This is a genomic window from Arthrobacter sp. 135MFCol5.1, assembly GCF_000374865.1.
Lineage (GTDB): Bacteria > Actinomycetota > Actinomycetes > Actinomycetales > Micrococcaceae > Arthrobacter.
On record NZ_KB895452.1, the window covers coordinates 99,289 to 117,072 of the forward strand.

At 68.5% G+C, this 17,784-nt stretch carries 17 protein-coding genes; 8 read left to right on the forward strand and 9 right to left on the reverse strand.

Annotated features, from left to right (window positions below):
- The first annotated feature begins 92 nt into the window (after positions 1 to 92).
- The gene (locus C563_RS0100465) at positions 93 to 1,202 is read left to right on the forward strand and encodes an LLM class flavin-dependent oxidoreductase (protein WP_018760066.1); all 1,110 of its coding nucleotides are present in this window, start codon (positions 93 to 95) and stop codon (positions 1,200 to 1,202) included.
- Positions 1,202 to 1,669: a MarR family winged helix-turn-helix transcriptional regulator gene (locus tag C563_RS0100470; protein ID WP_018760067.1), complete on the forward strand. Its 468-nt coding sequence runs from the start codon at positions 1,202 to 1,204 to the stop codon at positions 1,667 to 1,669. Before C563_RS0100465 ends, C563_RS0100470 begins: the two co-directional genes overlap by 1 nt.
- Before the next feature lie 28 nt (positions 1,670 to 1,697).
- On the opposite strand, the gene C563_RS0100475 is transcribed toward C563_RS0100470, so the two are convergent.
- On the reverse strand, positions 1,698 to 2,504 hold the full coding sequence (locus C563_RS0100475; protein ID WP_018760068.1) for a transglutaminase-like domain-containing protein: 807 nt from the start codon (positions 2,502 to 2,504) through the stop codon (positions 1,698 to 1,700).
- A gap of 72 nt (positions 2,505 to 2,576) precedes the next feature.
- Entirely contained in the window at positions 2,577 to 3,383 is an 807-nt protein-coding gene (locus C563_RS0100480; protein ID WP_026264228.1) for a hypothetical protein, read from the reverse strand.
- A 147-nt stretch (positions 3,384 to 3,530) separates the two neighbouring features.
- Here C563_RS0100480 and C563_RS0100485 point away from each other — a divergent pair, with 147 nt between their 5' ends.
- Complete coding sequence (locus C563_RS0100485) at positions 3,531 to 4,193, forward strand: DUF1684 domain-containing protein (RefSeq protein ID WP_018760070.1); 663 nt, start codon at positions 3,531 to 3,533, stop codon at positions 4,191 to 4,193.
- Positions 4,194 to 4,293: 100 nt separating this feature from the next.
- Positions 4,294 to 4,782, forward strand: a complete 489-nt coding sequence (locus C563_RS0100490) for a GtrA family protein (RefSeq protein ID WP_018760071.1) — start codon at positions 4,294 to 4,296, stop codon at positions 4,780 to 4,782.
- Positions 4,783 to 4,800: 18 nt separating this feature from the next.
- On the opposite strand, the gene C563_RS0100495 is transcribed toward C563_RS0100490, so the two are convergent.
- From C563_RS0100495 to C563_RS0100515, 5 genes are read right to left on the reverse strand one after another with little or no spacing between them, the layout of a single operon-like run.
- Complete coding sequence (locus C563_RS0100495) at positions 4,801 to 5,967, reverse strand: cysteine desulfurase family protein (RefSeq protein WP_018760072.1); 1,167 nt, start codon at positions 5,965 to 5,967, stop codon at positions 4,801 to 4,803.
- 3 nt (positions 5,968 to 5,970) lie between these two features.
- Positions 5,971 to 6,885 carry a carboxylating nicotinate-nucleotide diphosphorylase gene (gene nadC / locus C563_RS0100500; RefSeq protein WP_018760073.1) on the reverse strand — a complete coding sequence of 305 codons (915 nt, stop codon included), beginning with the start codon at positions 6,883 to 6,885 and terminating at the stop codon, positions 5,971 to 5,973.
- Positions 6,878 to 8,659 carry an L-aspartate oxidase gene (gene nadB / locus C563_RS0100505; protein ID WP_018760074.1) on the reverse strand — a complete coding sequence of 594 codons (1,782 nt, stop codon included), beginning with the start codon at positions 8,657 to 8,659 and terminating at the stop codon, positions 6,878 to 6,880. The genes nadC and nadB overlap by 8 nt, the downstream gene beginning before the upstream one ends.
- Complete coding sequence (gene nadA / locus C563_RS0100510) at positions 8,659 to 9,963, reverse strand: quinolinate synthase NadA (protein WP_018760075.1); 1,305 nt, start codon at positions 9,961 to 9,963, stop codon at positions 8,659 to 8,661. Before nadA ends, nadB begins: the two co-directional genes overlap by 1 nt.
- Positions 9,960 to 10,670, reverse strand: a complete 711-nt coding sequence (locus C563_RS0100515; protein WP_026264229.1) for an NUDIX hydrolase — start codon at positions 10,668 to 10,670, stop codon at positions 9,960 to 9,962. The genes nadA and C563_RS0100515 overlap by 4 nt, the downstream gene beginning before the upstream one ends.
- A gap of 277 nt (positions 10,671 to 10,947) precedes the next feature.
- On the opposite strand from C563_RS0100515, the gene C563_RS0100520 reads away from it, so the two are divergent.
- The 3 genes from C563_RS0100520 (at position 10,948) to C563_RS20750 (ending at position 14,022) form a co-directional block, all read left to right on the forward strand.
- Positions 10,948 to 12,345 carry an amino acid permease gene (locus C563_RS0100520; RefSeq protein WP_026264230.1) on the forward strand — a complete coding sequence of 466 codons (1,398 nt, stop codon included), beginning with the start codon at positions 10,948 to 10,950 and terminating at the stop codon, positions 12,343 to 12,345.
- Positions 12,346 to 12,424: 79 nt separating this feature from the next.
- The gene (locus C563_RS0100525) at positions 12,425 to 13,252 is read left to right on the forward strand and encodes an alpha/beta fold hydrolase (RefSeq protein ID WP_018760079.1); all 828 of its coding nucleotides are present in this window, start codon (positions 12,425 to 12,427) and stop codon (positions 13,250 to 13,252) included.
- 68 nt (positions 13,253 to 13,320) lie between these two features.
- A complete protein-coding gene (locus C563_RS20750) occupies positions 13,321 to 14,022 on the forward strand; it encodes a phosphoribosyltransferase (RefSeq protein ID WP_051083380.1) in 702 nt (233 codons plus the stop codon).
- A gap of 28 nt (positions 14,023 to 14,050) precedes the next feature.
- Here C563_RS20750 and C563_RS0100535 read toward each other — a convergent pair whose 3' ends face one another.
- Complete coding sequence (locus tag C563_RS0100535) at positions 14,051 to 15,385, reverse strand: MFS transporter (protein ID WP_018760081.1); 1,335 nt, start codon at positions 15,383 to 15,385, stop codon at positions 14,051 to 14,053.
- A gap of 250 nt (positions 15,386 to 15,635) precedes the next feature.
- On the opposite strand from C563_RS0100535, the gene C563_RS0100540 reads away from it, so the two are divergent.
- Positions 15,636 to 16,370, forward strand: coding sequence for an IclR family transcriptional regulator (locus tag C563_RS0100540; RefSeq protein ID WP_018760082.1), 735 nt, complete (start codon positions 15,636 to 15,638; stop codon positions 16,368 to 16,370).
- 31 nt (positions 16,371 to 16,401) lie between these two features.
- Here the strand turns inward: C563_RS0100540 and C563_RS0100545 are convergent, their stop codons facing one another.
- A complete protein-coding gene (locus C563_RS0100545; protein ID WP_018760083.1) occupies positions 16,402 to 17,742 on the reverse strand; it encodes an MFS transporter in 1,341 nt (446 codons plus the stop codon).
- Between the last annotated feature and the right edge of the window lie 42 nt (positions 17,743 to 17,784).

A 17,784-nucleotide genomic window follows, 5' to 3' on the forward strand; every position in this document is an offset into this window, starting at 1 on the left:
TCGGGGCGTTACAGCAGGCGATAGATGCAAATGCATCTAAATTGGTTTACACTTAAACTAAGCCGGAAAGTCCAGCAACGGAAGGGCACATCATGCAGATCGGTGTTTTCAGCGTCAGCGACATCACCACGGACCCCACAACAGGCCGCACCCCCACCGAGCACGAACGCATCAAGGCCTCGGTGGCCATCGCCAAGAAGGTCGAGGAGATCGGCATGGATGTCTACGCCCTGGGCGAGCACCACAACCGGCCCTTCTTCTCCTCCTCACCCACCACAACGCTGGCCTACATCGCAGCGCAGACCAACCGCATCATCCTCTCGACGGCCACCACGCTGATCACCACGAACGATCCCGTAAAAATCGCCGAAGACTTCGCCATGCTCCAGCACCTGTCCGATGGACGCGTGGACCTCGTCCTGGGCCGGGGCAACACCGCTCCCGTCTATCCCTGGTTCGGCAAGAACATCCAGGACGGCGTGGAGCTGGCCATCGAGAACTACAGCCTCCTGCGTAAACTCTGGGACGAGGACACCGTGAACTGGTCCGGCAAGTTCCGTACCCCTTTGCAGAACTTCACGTCCACGCCCCGGCCGCTGGACGGTGTGGCGCCCTTCGTGTGGCACGGCTCCATCCGGACGCCGCAGATCGCAGAGGTGGCCGCCTACTTCGGTGACGGTTTCTTCGCCAACAACATCTTCTGGCCCAAGGAGCACTACCAGCAGCTGATCGGCCTCTACCGCGAGCGTTACGAGCACTACGGCCACGGCACGGCAGACCAGGCGATCGTTGGCCTGGGCGGCCAGTTCTTCATGCGGAAGAACTCCCAGGACGCCGTAAAGGAGTTCCGCCCATACTTCGACAACGCTCCGGTGTATGGCCACGGACCTTCGCTGGAGGACTTCACCTCGCAGACTCCGCTGACCGTGGGCAGCCCGCAGGAAGTCATCGAGAAGACCCTGACCTTCCGCGAGTACTTCGGCGACTACCAGCGCCAGCTGTTCCTGATCGACCACGCCGGCTTGCCGCTGAAGACCGTGCTGGAGCAGCTGGACCTGTTCGGCGAGGAAGTCCTGCCTACGCTGCGTAAGGAGTATGCAGCACGCAAGCCCGCACAGGTTCCCGGGCCGCCCACCCACGCCGGGCGGGTCGCCGCACTGCTGGCCGCCCAGGACGCCGAAAAAGCCACCTCGGAGGCATGATGGCCGGGCAAGGATCCGACTCGCCGGTCCGGCTGGCGGCCGAAACCTGGGAGTCACTGTTCCGGGCGCAGGTTGCGGTGATGCGCAAGCTCCAGTCCGGGCCGGCGTTCCGGAAACTGGCACTGAACGAATATGACGTGCTGTTCACGCTCTCCCGCTGTCCCTCCGGCTGGCTGCGGCTCAACGAGCTCAACGACAACGTCCTGTTGAGCCAGTCCAGCCTCAGCAGGCTGGTGGAGCGGCTCGAGAAGCGCGGCCTGGTGGCCCGGATGCCGGCGCCCGAGGACGGCCGCGGAGTGCTGCTCAAGCTCACGGACGAAGGGCGGGAGCTGCAGAAGGAGATCGGCCGCGAGCACGTCCGCGACATCTCGGCACTGGTGGCTCCCGCGCTGACGGCGGCAGAGCAAAAGGAACTCAGGCGGCTCACCGACAAGCTGCGGGCCTCCTTGGGTACCCTTCCCCGGTAATCCCGACGCCGGGCAGCCGGGTCCGGCGTCAGCCCAGCGCCACCAGCCGGGTGGGGTCTTCAACCGGCAGCTCGCCGTTGACCACGGCCGTGATGCGCAGCTGGGTCAGGGTCAGGCTGCCGCCCACGGTGGACAGGAACGCCGTGTCCGACGAGTCCCGGCCCGCGGTGATCCGGAGCATTGATTCCCGCGGGGCAAGCCCCGTGGGGTCGATGACGTGCCAGGCACCCTCCACGTAGGCTTCCGCCACCGCATGGAAATCCATGGGGCTGAGGCCTGGGGCGTAGACCGCCGCAAGGCGGGCGGGGATGTCCTTGGAACGGAGCAGGGCGATGGCCAGGTGCGCGAAGTCCCGGCACACGCCGCGGCGGCTCAGCAGGGTCTCCACTGCCCCGTCCGTGCCCCGGGAGGAACCGCTGATGTAGCGCAGCTCGCCGTTGACCCAGTTCCGGACCGCATGCAGCAGGGCGGCCCCATGGATCCCGCCGAATTCGGCGTAGGCGGTGGGCAGCAGCCGGTCGGATTCCGCGTAGCGGCTGGGGCGGACGTAACGGATCCGGTCGGCCAGCCCCGCTTCTTCGGGAACGGCGCGTCCGGACACCGTGGCGGTATATTCCACGGCAACCTCGGTGGGTTCGTCGAACTCCATGTAGTGGAACCGGCCGCCGTGGTGGTCGGACACCTCCGTGAGCGGCACGTCCGCACCGCCGGCCGTGACGGACAAGGATTCCGCAAAGGACGAATAGCCGCTGTTCCTCGCCGCGGCAATGGCCATGGCCACTTTGGTATGGGCGGTGGTCCTGAAGGCCAGGCGTGCGGAAACAGAGCGTTCCATGTCTCTCCGGGGGTGTTGGGGGGTGGACGGCAAGTCGCGGTCCCCGGCACCGGGTGAGTGCGGGCAGCGGGACTAGTTTTTGACCTTCAGCGACATTAGCATCCGCTGTACGTTGGCGAAGTCGGAACTGTCATTGACATACTGGGCGGCCTGGGCGAGGGTGTCGAACGGCATCGCCGGGGCCACTTTCTCGTCCGGTGCGAAGGCCTTCAACGACACCACGTCGCCAAACGAGTAGTCGCCTTTCCCAGCCGGTCCGCGCACCACGTTGCGCAGCTCGCACGCCTGCCCGTCGCTTCCGCCCACCAGGTTGGTGATGCCGTAGGAGCCAAAGTAGCGGTAGCCCTGGATCACCCGGTAGACCATCCGGGGCGGGATGGTTCCTTCCCCGCCCTGGACGGCGAGGTCGAAGGGCACGCTGCTGATCACCGTGTAGGGGTGCCTGGCGCTGTCCGGGCAAGCGCCGGAAGACGGCGGCAGTCCCGTCCGCAGTGCGGCGACATACGTCCCGTCGGGCTTCTTGACATCGATTTTCAGGCCGCCGGGGAGCACGCCTTCCTCCGGCGCCACCGACTGGGCGATCCAGTCCTGCGGCAGGTCGAAGCTCACGGTCTTCGCCGGGTCCGAGAAGGTCTTCCAGGAGGACGCCGTGGCGGCGCCCTGGGGTTCGGAGGGGGTGGCGGACGAAGGAGCGGAGGCGCTGCCTGACGCGCCCGGCGATGCCGTTGCCGCCCCAGATCCGGTGGTTCCCGAGGCGTCCGGCTGCGCCGTCCAGCCCGGTCCACTGCCGGCCTGGGGTCCCGAGCAGCCCGCCAGCAGGAGCGCGGCTGCCAGCAGGGACATCCGGGAAAGAACGGTCAATGGTGCCTTGCCTGTCATGGCAGCCAGCCTAACCGTGCCGTGCCGCCTTCCGTGGCTGGCGCGGCAGGTGTTTCCGGGCCACCGACCGGTTCCACCACCCGGGCACCCGGCCTGCGTGTCGCCGTCGGACGTTACCTGCCTTGGCCGGGGACTAGGCTGGAGGCTATGGCGGAAGAGCAGCACGGCACAGCCGAAGAGAATCCTGCGGAAATGTCCGCCCTCGACATCGCCGACTGGCGGCTGAGGACCTTTGCCCTCTACGACAACGTCCGCAAAATCTCTGCGGAGGACCCGGCCGAGGCGCACTCGTACTGGCGCCACCAACGCGACCTCATGTTTGCCACCCACCCTGCGTCCGCGCTCACGGCAGCGGACAAGGCACGCTTCTCCGGGCTGAAGACAGCGGACTACGATCCGATCTACCGGTTCCACGTTCCGCTGACCAAGGAAGGCGCCGGCCGGCAGATGAGCATGGACACCGGAACCGACGGCGTGGTCAATTTCGTGCGCCTGGGCACGTTCGACCTGCCCGAGATGGGCCAGCTTGGGGTCTGGAAGATCCACGGCTACGGCGGCGGCATCTTCGTCCCGTTCCGGGATGCGACTGCCGGCCAGCCCGGTGGAACGTACGGGGCCGGCCGCTACCTGCTGGACACCATCAAGGGCGCGTTCCATGGTGTGCAGGGCACCGGCCCGGACGCCATGTTCGTTATCGACTTCAACTTCGCCTATAACCCCTCCTGCGCCTACAACGAGGCCTGGGCCTGCCCGCTGCCCGGGCCGTCCAACCGGCTGGCAGTGGAAATTCCCGTAGGAGAGCTGTACTGACCATGGTTTGCTCCCCCACGTACATGCGGCATGCCCTGTTCCCGCTGGACAGCCCGCGATCCCCGGAACCCGGCGCCAACAGCGCCCCCGGTGGGACCGCGTGAGGGACGGTACATCCGCACCCGCCGTCCAGGAGACGCCAACCCGCCGTCTTCCCGCCACCAGGCACTACCGCGGAGTCCTGCGCTTCCCGGTCATCCGGCAACTGCTCCGCTTCACCGGGGTCGGCATCATCTGCACCGCCGCCTCACTTGGGCTGTACGCTCTGCTGCGTCCGTGGCTGGGCGCGCAGTTGGCCAATGCGGTGGCCCTGGTCCTCACGTCGCTGTTGAACACGGCCTTGAACCGGCGGCTGACGTTCAAGATTGCCGGTGGACAGCGGCGCACCCGCGACCACCTCAACGGCCTGGTGGTGATCGTCGTGGCACTGGTAATCACGGGCAGCAGCCTGGGCGTGCTGCACTGGTTCAACCCGGACGCCACCGTGGGGGACGAACTGGTGGCAACCACCCTGTCCGGCTTCCTGGCCACCGCCGTCCGGTTCAGCATGCTGCGGCACTGGATCTTCCGCCGCGCACGGCACCGCTGACCCGATGGCACGAATCCGCTAGCGTCCCTGGCCCGCGCCGAGGTTTTTGACACTGGCGACGGCGCCCCTGACGGCTGCGGCGGCCTGGTCCAGTTCCTGCGGGGTTACCGATGCGTCGAAACTGAAGCGGACGGCGGTCTGGGCAAGCTCTGCGGAGAGTCCCAGGGCAGTGAGGACCGGCGAGGGAGCATCGGAGCCGGCGGCGCAGGCCGAACCGCTGGAGCACACCACGCCTCGGCGTTCCAGCTCCAGGAGGACGGATTCGCCGCTGGTGCGCGGGAAGCAGAATGATGCCACCGACGGCAGCCGTTCGGTGGGATGGCCGGTGAGGACGGCGTCCGGCACGGCGTCCAGCACCGCTGCGATGAACCGGTCGCGCAGGGCAGCCACCCTCTCCCGTTGCTGTTGTTGTCCCGCTTGGGCCAGGGCGAGCGCTGTGGCCAGGCCCACCGCACCGGCCACGTTCTCCGTGCCTGAACGGCGTCCGCGCTCTTGGCCCCCGCCGTGGACCACCGGTTCGAGCCTGGTGCGGCTGCGGACGTAGAGCATCCCGCACCCCTTGGGAGCACCCAGCTTGTGCCCCGAGATGCTCATTGCGTCCACACCCAGGGCCTTGGTGTCCAGCGGCAGCCAGCCGGCTGCCTGGACGGCATCGGTGTGGAACGGGATGCCGTGGCTGCGGGCCAGTTCCGCCAAGGCCTTGATGGGCTGCACGGTACCGACCTCGTTGTTGGCGTACATGACGCTGACCAGGGCTGTTCGCGGTCCGAGCAGCGCGGCGAGGGCATCCGGGCTGACCCGGCCGGACGTGTCCACCGGCACCACGTCCACCGTAAACCCGTGGAACCGCTCAAGGTAACGGGCGGATTCCTCCACGGCGGGGTGCTCGACGGCGCTGATCACCACCCGGTCCAGTCGCGGGTTTGCGGCCTGCCGGGCGAGCGCGATTCCTTTGACGGCAAGGTTGTCCGCTTCCGTCCCGCCGGAGGTGAAGACCACTTCCCCCGGACGGCAGCCCAGGACGGCGGCCGCGGCGGACCGTGCCCCGGCCAGTGCCGCCGCCGCAGCCTCGCCGAGCGTGTGGTGGCTGGAGGGGTTCCCAAACCCGCCGGTGAGGTACGGCCACATGGCGTCCAGCACCTCGCGGCGGACGGGCGTGGTGGCGGCGGCATCAAGGAAGATCACGGGTCACCCGGCAGTCAGTTCGACGTCCAGGCCCAGGTCCAGGGCGGCCACGGTGTGCGTGAGGGCCCCTACCGAGATGACGTCCACGCCGGTGGCGGCGATCGCCGCGACAGTCTCGAGGTTGACGTTGCCGCTGGCCTCCACCAGGGCACGTCCGGCAACCAGGGCCACTCCGGCCTGCAGTTCCGGCACCGTGAAGTTGTCCAGCATGATGGTGTCCACCCCTGCCGCGAGGACGGGCTCGATCTGGTCCATCCGGTCGACTTCCACTTCGAAGTGGGTGGTGTGTCCCAGCTGTGCCTTGGCTGCCAGCAGGAGCCCGGTGAGTTTGGCAGGGTCTCCGCCCGTCATCACGGCCAGGTGGTTGTCCTTGGCCAGGACGGCGTCCGAGAGGCTGTACCGGTGGTTGGAGCCGCCGCCGCACCGGACGGCGAATCGTTCCAGGACGCGCAGGCCGGGGGTGGTCTTGCGGGTGTCGGTGATGCGGGCGCGGGTGCCTTCCGTGAGCCGGACGAACCCGGCGGTCTTGGTGGCGATCGCGGACATCCGCTGGACCAGGTTGAGCGCCACGCGTTCGGCCAGCAGCACCGAACGCGCTGATCCGCTGACCCGGGCCAGGTGGGTGCCGGCGTCGAACGCCTGGCCGTCCGCCAGGAGCAGTTCCACCCGGGTGGCAGGGTCCACGAGCTCCATGGCGTCCCGGAAGACGGTGGCTCCGCTGAGGATGCCGGGGACGCGGGCGTTGAGGACGGCGGTGGCGCGCGCTCCGGCGGGGATCAGGAGTTGGGAGGTGATGTCCCCGGAGGGTGCGTCCTCGGCGAAGGCCCGTTCCAGGATCTCCCGTACGGGGGCCGCCGGAAGGGTCAGGTCGAGGGGACGCACGGCAGGGGCGTGGTCGATTACGGCGGGTTCAGTCATGGAGCAGGCTCGCTTTCGGGCGCGGAGGGCAGGTGTTCTCAGGTTCGGCGGCTTCATCGCTGCGGTAGTGGGCGCCCAGCGATTCGGTGCGGTCCAGCGCGGCGGCCACCAGCAGCCGTGCGGCCAGCAGAAGGTTCCGGTCCTCAGGCACCACGGGGTCAGCAGAGGAGGAGCCGGCATCAGGACGGACGACGGCGGCCCAGGACTCGAGCGTGGCGGCAGCCTCCCGCAACAGATGCCCGGAGCGCAGCACGCCGGCATGGGACGTCATGAGGCGGCGAAGAGCGCCCCGCGAAAAGGGCTCCCCCACTTCTCCATCCCCGCCGAAGCCGGACGGCCAATTTCCGCCTGGCCCACCTGAGCGATCCGCCGTTGGCCCTTCCAAAGTGGCACCCATACCGGACCGAAGCTCGGCGCCTGGGGGTGCTCCGGAAGCGAGCGTCAAGGGGAGGCCGCCCGCGGCCGAGACAGCGAGCGGAGGAGCGCCGTCAGGCGCCACCCAAGCCCCGTCGTCGTGGTTACCGAAGAGGAAGTCTTCAACAGCGCGGCGGCCGAAGACGAGTCCCTCAAGGAGCGAGTTGGACGCCAGCCGGTTAGCACCTTGGACGCCCGTGCACGCAACCTCGCCGGCGGCGTAGAGGCCGGGGACACTGGTGCGGGCGTTGAGGTCGGTGGCCACCCCGCCCATCCAGTAGTGGGCGGCGGGGGCGACGGGGACCAGTTCGCGGGTCCAATCGATGCCGGCCTCAAGGGTTTTCCTGGTGAGGGTGGGGAACCGCCGGCGGAGGAAGCCCTCGCCCTTGGCCTGCTCGATGGCGCGGGCGTCAAGGTAGACGTGGCCGTTGGCGTCGCCGAGCTTGGCCAGGTGCAGGGCGATGCTGCGGGAGACGACGTCGCGGGGCGCGAGCTCGGCGTCGGGATGGTAGGCCTGCATGAAGCGCCTGCCTCCGGCGTCCAGCAGGGTGGCCCCTTCGCCGCGGACCGCCTCGGAGATCAGCAGCGGACCGTCCAGCCGGCCGGGGTGGGCGGTGGCGGAACTGACGAGGCAGGTGGGGTGGAACTGGAAGAATTCGAGGTCTTTCACGGCTGCGCCGGCGCGGACGGCGAGCGCCAGCCCGTCCGCCGTGGCCACGGCCGGGTTGGTGGTTTGGGCGAACAGCTGGCCTGCTCCCCCGCTGGCCAGCAGCACGGCATCGGCCGCCAGGACGGCCGGCCGGCCCGCCTGGAGGTATTCGACTCCGCTGACGCTGCCGCTTGAGATGACCAGGGCGGTTGCCTGGGCTTGGGAAAGAATGCGGAGCGTGCCCCGGTCACGCCGGTCCCGGACCGCCTGGATGAGCGCAGCGGCCACCCGCGCACCCGTGGCGTCCCCGCCCGCATGCAGGATGCGCGGGGCACTGTGTGCGGCTTCGAGCCCAAGCGCCGGGCCGTCGTCGTGCGCGGCGTCAAAGCGGACACCGTACCGCTGGAGCCCGGCGATGTCCCCGCGCGCCTGGGTGCACATCAGCCGGACGGCGGCCTCGTTGCAGTGCCCTGCCCCGGCGCGGAGGGTGTCGGCGATATGCGCGGCAACGGTGTCCCCGGGCGACGGTTCGGCGAGCACCGCCGAGATACCGCCCTGGGCGTACCAGGTGTTGCTGTCTTCCAGGGCGCCTTTGGTCAGCAGCACCACGTCCGTACCGGCGTCGGCGGCGAGCAGCGCAGCGTAGAGGCCGGCGATGCCGCTTCCCACGACGGCGAGGCGACCCGCAGGCGTGCCGGGCTCGCGGGTCATTACGGCCTCGCAGCGAGCATGCGCTCGAGTGCCGTCCTGGCGTTGGCCTGCACATCCTCGTCCACGGTGATGCGGTTGACGATTCGGCCGGCGACCAGTTCCTCCAGGACCCAGGCTAGGTAGCCGGGGTGGATGCGGTACATGGTGGAGCAGGGGCAGATCACCGGGTCCAGGCAGAAGATGGTGTGCTGCGGGTATTCGGCGGCGAGACGGTTCACCATGTTGATTTCGGTGCCAATGGCGAACGTGGTGGGCTCGGTGGCGGCCGCGATGGCTTTCTTGATGAAGTCGGTGGAGCCGGCTGAATCGGCGGCGTCCACCACCTCCATGGGGCATTCGGGGTGCACGATGACCTGCACGCCCGGGAAGTCGGCCCGGGCCTTTTCGATCTGCGCCACGTTGAACCGCTTGTGCACGGAGCAGAAGCCGTGCCAGAGGATCACCCGGGAATCGAGCAGTGCCTGTTCGTCGTTGCCGCCGAGGTCCTTGCGCGGGTTCCACATGGGCATCTGGTCCAGGGGAACGCCGAGCGCCTTGGCGGTGTTGCGGCCCAGGTGCTGGTCGGGGAAGAACAGCACCCGCTGCCCGCGCTGGAACGCCCACTCCAGGACGGTCCTGGCGTTGGAGGAGGTGCAGACGATGCCGCCGTGTTCGCCGCAGAACGCTTTCAGGGCTGCGGAGGAATTCATATAGGTGACGGGGATGACCGGAACCCGGCCCTCGGCGTCGGGCTCGGTGCCGAAGATTTCTGCCAGCTGCTCCCAGCATTCCTCCACGGAGTCTTCGTCCGCCATGTCCGCCATGGAGCAGCCGGCCGCGAGGTTGGGCAGGATGACGGCCTGTTCCGGGGTGGACAGGATGTCCGCCGTCTCGGCCATGAAGTGGACCCCGCAGAAGATGATCGCTTCCGCCTCCGGCCGGGTCAGGGCTGCGTTGGCGAGCTGGAACGAGTCACCGACGAAATCGGCGTACTGGACCACCTCGTCGCGCTGGTAGAAGTGGCCCAGGATGACGGCACGCTCACCCAAGGTGGCTTTGGCCGCCCTGATCCGTTCACCCAGTTCGGCATCGCCGGCCAGCTTGTATTCCTCCGGCAGCTGGCCTTGGCGTGGCGTGGAAGCGGGAGCGGGGTCGGCGCTTGATGCGCCCGGGCCGTATGCCGGGATGCCTGCAAGCGCCTCGGCGAGGTCGTAGTCCCAGGGACCTTTCGCCAGTGCCGGGCTGCAAGTGCTGCGGTCCGCGGCGGCGCCCTTTTCGGCTTGTTCGCGCGTGATCAGCTGGATTGCCGTATTGACGCTGCTCATGGTGTGCTCCTGTTGTCTGGGTCAAGGCCTGGCCGGCCGGTGTAGCGGTAGAGGCGTGGCGGACGGTGCTTGCCGCCCTGGAGGTATTCCCCGGTTTCTTCGATTTCCGGGGTGGACTTGAGTTGGCGGCGGAAGTTGGCGGGATCCAGCTGGCGGTCCAGGACGGCTTCGTAGACTTCGCGGACCTGGGCCAGGGTGAAGTACTCCCCCAGCAGGTGGTAGGCAATGGAGCCGTAGGCGAGCTTGTTGCGCAGGCGCCAGAGGGCGTAGTCGACGATCGCGTTGTGGTCGAAGGCCAAGTCCCCCAGGCGGTCGGCCCGGAACCACCTGACGTTCTCGGACTCGTCCGCGAGCGCCGCTTCCGTGGGCTGGACCAGGGCCCAGTAGACGATCGAAACCACGCGCTGGGTGGGTGAGCGGTGCAGGCCGCCGAACGCATACAACTGCTCGAGGTAGCTGGGGCTCAGTCCCGTGGTTTCCCGGAGGTTCCTGGATGCGGCGTCCTGCAGCGACTCGTCGTGGCTCAGGGGCCCGCCCGGCAGCGCCCACAGGCCTTTGAAGGGTTCCCTGATCCGGCGGACCAGCGGCAGCCACAAGGTGGGACGGCCCGAGGTGGCGCTCGGGCGCAGGGCGAAGATCACCGTGGAAATGGCGAGCGACGGCGGCGCGGCCTGCCGCTCGGACACGTTGGCTGAGCTGTAGTACACCGTCACACCCCCTTCCACCACCCCGCCCTCGGGGCCCGAAATCCTAGTTATAGTCACTTTGACCAAAACTAATTTTACGGCCAGTCCGACGGAAAAGGAAATGTTTCCGCGCCGGCAGCCCAGGCGCCGCCGCGTCCCCGGGAAGCCGCAACCTGGTGCAGGGACGGGGCGCGCGTTTTTGGCCGGCTGCCGGAAGCGGTAAATTCAAGTGGTCCCACAAGGACCTCCGGCCCACGGGACCGGACCCCGAACCAACCCCAAGAAGGTTTACCGCCCCATGACGATGAAGTCCGCCCCGACCACATCCACCACAGCGCCACCCAAGGCTCCGGCAGGCCACAGCATGAAGCCGCGCCAGCTCACCATGATGGGGCTGGGCAGCGCCATCGGTGCCGGATTGTTCCTGGGATCGGGCGCCGGCGTGCAGGCGGCCGGCCCGGCGGTCCTCATCTCCTACCTGGTGGCGGGGACCCTCATCATCCTGGTGATGTGGGCCCTGGGTGAGATGGCAGCCGCGAACCCGAACAGCGGAGCGTTCTCGGTCTACGCCGCACGCGCCCTGGGCCGCACCGCGGGAGCCACCATCGGGTGGCTTTGGTGGCTGCAGCTGGTTGTGGTGATCGCGGCCGAAGCCCTGGGCGCGGCCGGCCTGCTGTTCTCCGTCTGGCCCGTGGTGCCGGTCTGGGCGCTGGCACTGCTGTTCATGGTGGTCTTCACCGGAATCAACCTGGCCGGCGTCCGGAACTTCGGCGAGTTCGAGTTCTGGTTCGCCATCCTCAAGGTGGCCGTCATCGTCCTGTTCCTGGCGGTCGGCGCCGCCTTGCTCCTGGGCCTGCTGCCAGGCGTCGAGTCCCCCGGCGCGTCAAACCTCACCACCAACTTTGCCCCGCAGGGACTGGGCGGGGTGGCGTCGGCCCTCTTCGTGGTGATCTTCGCGTTCGGAGGCACGGAAATAGTCTCCGTCGCCGCGGCCGAAACCGAGGATCCCCAGCGCAGCGTCGGCAAAGCCATCCGGACCGTGGTGTGGCGGATCCTGGTGTTCTACATCGGCTCGGTCTTCGTCATCGCCGCGGTCCTTCCGGCCACGTCCGCGGGCCTTGCCTCGCCTTTCGCCGGAGTGCTCGACGCCGCCCGGATCCCCGGCGCGTCCACCGCCATCACCCTGGTGGCCGTCGTCGCGCTCCTCTCGGCACTGAACGCGAACCTCTATGGCGCTTCCCGCATGGCGTACTCCCTGGCGCGGCGGGGCGAGGCGCCGCACCTTCTTGCCCGCCTCAACGCCGCCGGCGTCCCCATGCTTGCCGTTACGGTCTCCGTGGCCTTCGGCTTCATCGCCACTGTGCTGGAGCTGCTGTTCCCGGAACGGGTCCTGCCCGCGCTGTTCCAGCTGGTGGGCTCCACCTGCCTGGTGGTGTGGGGCAGCGCGCTCGTGTCCCAGCTGATCCTGCGGCGCCGCGCCGACCGGGACGGGGCAGCGCTGCCGCTGCGGATGAAGGGATTCCCGGGCTTGACCATCCTGGGACTGGTCCTGCTGGGCCTGATCTTCGCCGTCGGCTTCAGCGCCGAGGCCAGCCGGGCCCAGCTCCTGGGCACCTTGGCCCTGATCACCGGCATCGCGCTGGCCTGCGCTGCAGCCGCCCGGCTCACCAGCCGGAACGGTGCTGCCAGCAGGTAGAGTGAAACTACCTTTCCAAGGAAGACGCACCGACGCGCCGGGTCCGCCTGGGCGCCGTACCTGATGAGGAACTGACAGCATGAGCGGCAGGCACACCGGACAGCAGCAGGCGCACACGGTCGAGGGCACCGACCCGCAACTCTTCGTGGCGGTGCATGAGCCGGCGGAGGACGCCGGGCTCCGGCCGGTGCTCCTGCTGCACGGGTTCTCCTCCTCGTCCAAACTCAACTGGGAGGACACAGGCTGGGTGGCCGCCCTGCTGGAGGCCGGGCGCCGGGTCGTCACCGTGGACCTTCCCGGCCATGGCCGCAGCGGCGCCCCGGAAGACCGGGACTCATACTCCCCCAGCAGGATCAGGGCGGACCTGCTTCAGGCAGCGTTCGACGCCGGTGCGCGGCCGCTGCACGACGGCGATCCTTCCAGCGGCCTGGACGTGGTGGGATATTCCCTGGGTTCCCGGCTCGCCTGGGAGTTTGCCGCAACCCAGCCGGAACTCGTCCACAGGCTGGTGCTGGGCGGACCCAACAATACCGACCCGCTGGCAGCCTTCGATCTGCGGGCCGCCCAGGATTACCTGGCGGACGGCACGCCGATCGCTGACGAATCGACGGCCCAGCTGCTGAAGATGGCGCTGCTGCTGCCGAGCAACAACATCTTCGCGTTGTTGTCGCTCGTGGAAGCCATCAAGGCGGAGCCCTACGACCCCGCCGAAGCGGTGCCCCACGTACCCATGCTCCTGGTTGCCGGGGACAAGGACGAACGGGCCGGCACGCTGCCCCACCTCGCAGAACTGGCGCGCGGAGCCGGGTCTATGGCCGAGCAGCTGCTCCTGCCGGGCCGGAACCACACCAACGCCATCACCAGCAGGGCCTTCAAGCAGGCCGCCATTTCCTTCCTGGGTGTGTAGCCACCGGCGGCACCCGGCCGCCCCACGGGCTTTCGTTCACACCGGGCCCGGCCCGCGGGGAGGGACAGATGCCGACGCGTTTTGAAGACCGCACGGAAGCGGGGGTGCGCCTGGCTGCCGCGCTTTCAGCGTTCCAGGAGCGGCCCGGCACCGTGGTCCTTGGCCTTGCCCGCGGCGGCATCCCGGTAGCGGCGGCCACAGCACGTGCCCTCCACCTTCCCTTGGGTGCTGTCCTGGTGCGGAAGCTGGGGATCCCCGGCTATGAAGAAACCGCCTACGGTGCCCTGGCCTGGACATCTGGAAGGATCGTCCGGCTGATCAACAAGCCCCTGCGGGAGCGGGTCCTCCAGCACGGCGTTCGCCGGGAGTGGCTGGATGGCGTGGAGGACCGCGAACGCAGCGAAATCCTGCGCCGGGCCGCCCTGTATCCGGGAACCGGCCTGGACCTGGCCGGCAAGGCCGTCCTGCTCGTGGATGACGGCCTGGCCACCGGCGCCACCATGCGGGCCGCCGTCGAAGCCGTGCGCGCCGGCGGTGCGGCAACCGTGGTGGCCGCAGCTCCGGTGGGTTCCGTTGACGCCGAGGCCTCGCTGGAGCGCGTGTGCGACGCCGTCGTATGCCTGCACCTGCCGGGAAAGTTCCGGGCCGTGGGCAGCTTCTACCGGCACTTCGGGCAGCTGACCGACGACGACGCCATCACCGCGCTGCGGCAGGGACCGCCGCTGCCGCACGCCGCAGGCCCGGAGCAAAGTCCGGGCCTGCGGAGCTGAGGACCGGCGAGCCGGCCACGCAACGGTGTTAGTGGTGGCTGCTGACGCCCAGCGGCCGCCCCTTGGTTTCCTTGGCCAGCACCACGCCGAGGGCGGAGATGACGCACAGGACCATGATGTAGATGCCGATCGAACCGGCCCACTTGGTGGACTGCAGCAGGGATTCGGCGATGGTGGCGGCAAAGGCCCCGCCCAGGATGGCGCCAAAGGCGTATCCAATGGAGATGCCGGAGTACCGCACTTCGGCCGGGAACATCTCGGCGTACATGGCGGACATGGGGCCGTAGGAAAGGCCCAGGCCAACGGTCAGGACGAACAGGGCCACCCCGTACAGGACGATGTCCTTGGTGTCGATCAGCGCGAACATGGGGATCATCCAGGCGAACACGATGGCGTAGCCGATCAGGAACGTCTTGACGCGGCCGATCCGGTCGGACAACCAGCCGCCCACCAGCGTGAAGATCAGCCAGCCGAAGGAGGCCAGGGTGGTGGCGAGCAGGATCTGCGGGGTCGGCATCTTCAGGGTCTTGGTGGCGTAGGAGATGAAGAAGGCGATGAGCAGGTAGCCGGCTGCGTTGTTGCCGATGAAGATCATGGTCGAGTAAAGGACGGGCTTCTTGTGGTTGCGGACCAGTTCACCCAGGGGCGCCTTGCTTTCCTTCTTCCGCAGTGCCATTTCCTGGAAGACCGGGCTCTCGGCCACGGCGCGGCGGATCAGGTAGCCCACCACGATCAGCACGATGGACAGCAGGAACGGCACCCGCCAGCCCCAGGCTGCGAAGTCTTCCTTGGACATGCCGGTGTTGAGGAAGAACAAGAGGCCGGTGGCCAGGATCATGCCCACCGGGACACCGATCTGCGGGTAGGCGCCGAACAGGCCGCGGCGGTTCAATGGTGCGTGCTCAACGGCCATCAGCGCGGCCCCGCCCCATTCACCGCCTGCCGAGAAGCCCTGAATGATCCGCAGCACGATCAACAGGACTGGGGCCCAAGCCCCGATCTGCGCGTAGGTGGGGAGCACGCCGATCAGTGCGGTGGCCGCACCCATCATCACCAGGGTGAAGACCAGCATGGCCTTGCGTCCCAGGCGGTCGCCGAGGTGCCCGGCAATGACGGCGCCCAGGGGTCGGAACAGGAAGCTGATGCCGATGAGGGCGAAGGACAGGATCTGCGCCAAGCCCGGGTTGGACTCGTTCAGCGGTGCAAGGAACAGCGGCGACAGCAGCGTCGCGGTCAGCTGGGCAAAAATGAAGAAGTCGTACCACTCGATGGTGGTGCCTACGAGGGTGCCCGCGAGGACTTTGCGCTCTTCAGTCCGGCTGCTGGGGCCGGCGGGTGTGTCCACCTTGGAAGGTGTGGTCATTTAAACTCCATTGTTTTTATTGGGCAGCGGTGCCGCCCGGACGCCTCAGGATTACCGACAGAACGGTCAGTTAGTTAGCAGGGTACTACGAAAACGTGATGCGGGACACGGAAGGACCGGCCTGGGTGGGGCCCGCCACCAACTGCGTGTTCGATAATGGAACTCACTGTTCGTATAGAGGACAATACAGTCACGACGCGGCGAGGACAAGGGTCCTGTGCCCGCAGTTTCGGCAACCTAGGATGGACACATGACTCCTCCCGCCGCAGCGCAGGCCGGAGCGGCCCTGCCGCAGGCTTCCCCGTCCCAGACCCTGTCGCGCGGTATCCGTGCCCTCGAGATCCTGGCGGCCGCTCCGGGACCGTTGACCATCGCCGAGCTTGCGGACGCCATGGGTGTCCACCGCTCGGTCGCCTACCGGATCCTGCGTACCCTGGAGGACCATTCGCTCCTGGTGCGCGACGATGCGGGCCGGGTGCAGCCCGGCCCGGGCCTCGCGGTCCTGGCCCGCGGCGTCTCCCGCAACCTGCAGAGCGCCGCGCTTCCTGAGCTGACCCAGCTGGCAAACTCGCTGAACATGACGGCCTTCGTGGCCGTGTGGGACCACCATGACTGCATCACCCTGGTCACGGTGGAACCGCGGCACTCCGGAGCCACTGTGGCCCAGCACCCGGGAACCCGGCATCCCATCAACGCCGGGGCACCCGGGATCGCCATCCAGTCCGCCCTGACGGAGGCCGAGTGGAACAGGCTGGGGACCGGGATTCCCTACCGTCCGGAGGCCACCGAGGCGCGCCGGAAGGGATACTCCGCCAGCCATGACGAGGTCATCGCCGGAGTTTCCTCCCTGGCGGCGCCTGTCCGGGTGCCCGGCGGCCGGCCGGCCGCCCTCGCCGTCGTCTACATCCGGTCGGCCCACGACCCCGAGGCCGTGGGTACCGCCATTGCCGAGAGCGCGGCCCGGATCGAGAGCCAGCTGGCCTGAGCCGGTGGACCGCCGGCCACGGGTTCGGCCGTCAGCGCCGCCGGCGGAGTGCGACGGCGGTCCCCGCACCAAGCAGTGCCAACGCTGCGGCCGCGCACACCGGGACCAGGAACGCCGCGCCTGCCCCATGGATCTGGGCCAGCTGCCCGCCAATGGCTGAGCCCACCGCCGTACCGGCGACAATGCCGCTGGCCAGGCCGGTCATCACGGTGCCCAGGCGGCCGGCGGGAGCCAAAGTGCCGCCGACGGCAAACACCGTGACCATGACCGGCCCCACCGGAAGCCCAAGGACCAGCAGGACTGCCGCCATCATGGGCAGGGACGATGGCAACAGCAGCAGGACGGCAAGCGCGGCCATGATGACTGCGCACACCACCCAGCGCAGGGCCAGGCCTGCCTTGCGCGGCCAGTAGGCAACCGAGAGCGCAGCGGCCGCAGAGCTTAGGCCCATGACCGCGTACAGCAATCCCGCGATCTCCGCACCCGCCAGGCCGGCGGAGAAAGCACTGAGGGCCGCTTGGGTGGACCCAAAGAACGTGCCCATGCAGACCATCGCCACCACGGGCAGTGCCACGGCCAAGGGCAGCCTTCGGGATGTCTCAGCGCCCGCGCCTTTCCTGCCCCGGGCGTGCCGGGTGACCGGCACGGCCCGATGGGTGGGGTGAACGGCAAACGCCGGGACAAGCGTGATGGTCAGGGCAGCGGCCAGGGCCAGCGGCAGCCAGGGCGCCACCAGGCTGGCAAGCGCCCCCACGAGCGCGGGCCCCAGGACAAAGGTCACTTCGTCAGCAGTACTTTCGTAGGAGAGCGCGGTGTCCAGGTCGCGTTGGCCGCGGACGTCGGCGCCGGCACCGGCCGCGGCTCTTGTCAGTGACATCCACCGGACCCTGGCCAGCGGACCCACCTGCGGGCACGTTGCTCCGGCAGCAAAGGCCGCTGCCAGGACTCCCAGCGGGAATCCGCCGGTTTTTCCGGCGGCAAAGGCGGCCAGGACCAGCACCAGCACGGCCACTGTGTTGAGCACTGCCGATACCAGCAGCACGGGGCGTTGTCCACGCCTGTCGGCCAGTGCCCCAAGGAAGGGAGCGCCCAGTGCCGAGCCAATGCCTACTGCGCCGGCGGCCGTCCCTCCGACGGCAAAGGAGCCGCTGACGGAGGTCACCAAGGTCAGGGTGCCCACGGTCAGCATGGCCAGCGGCAGCCGCGCGAAAAGTCCCAGCGGAAGAAAAGTCTTGCCGGCGAGTTCGGGGAGGCGCGCGAAGCGGCCTGCTGCCGTTCCACCGGAATCCCGGGCAGAGTCGTCCCTGGCGGAAGGGCCCGTGCTTCGGGCCGGAGCGTCGCGGGTGGTTGAAGGGGTGGTATGAGGTGTCAATTCCGGGCTCGTTCAATCCATGCGCATCGTCCCTCCTCCCGA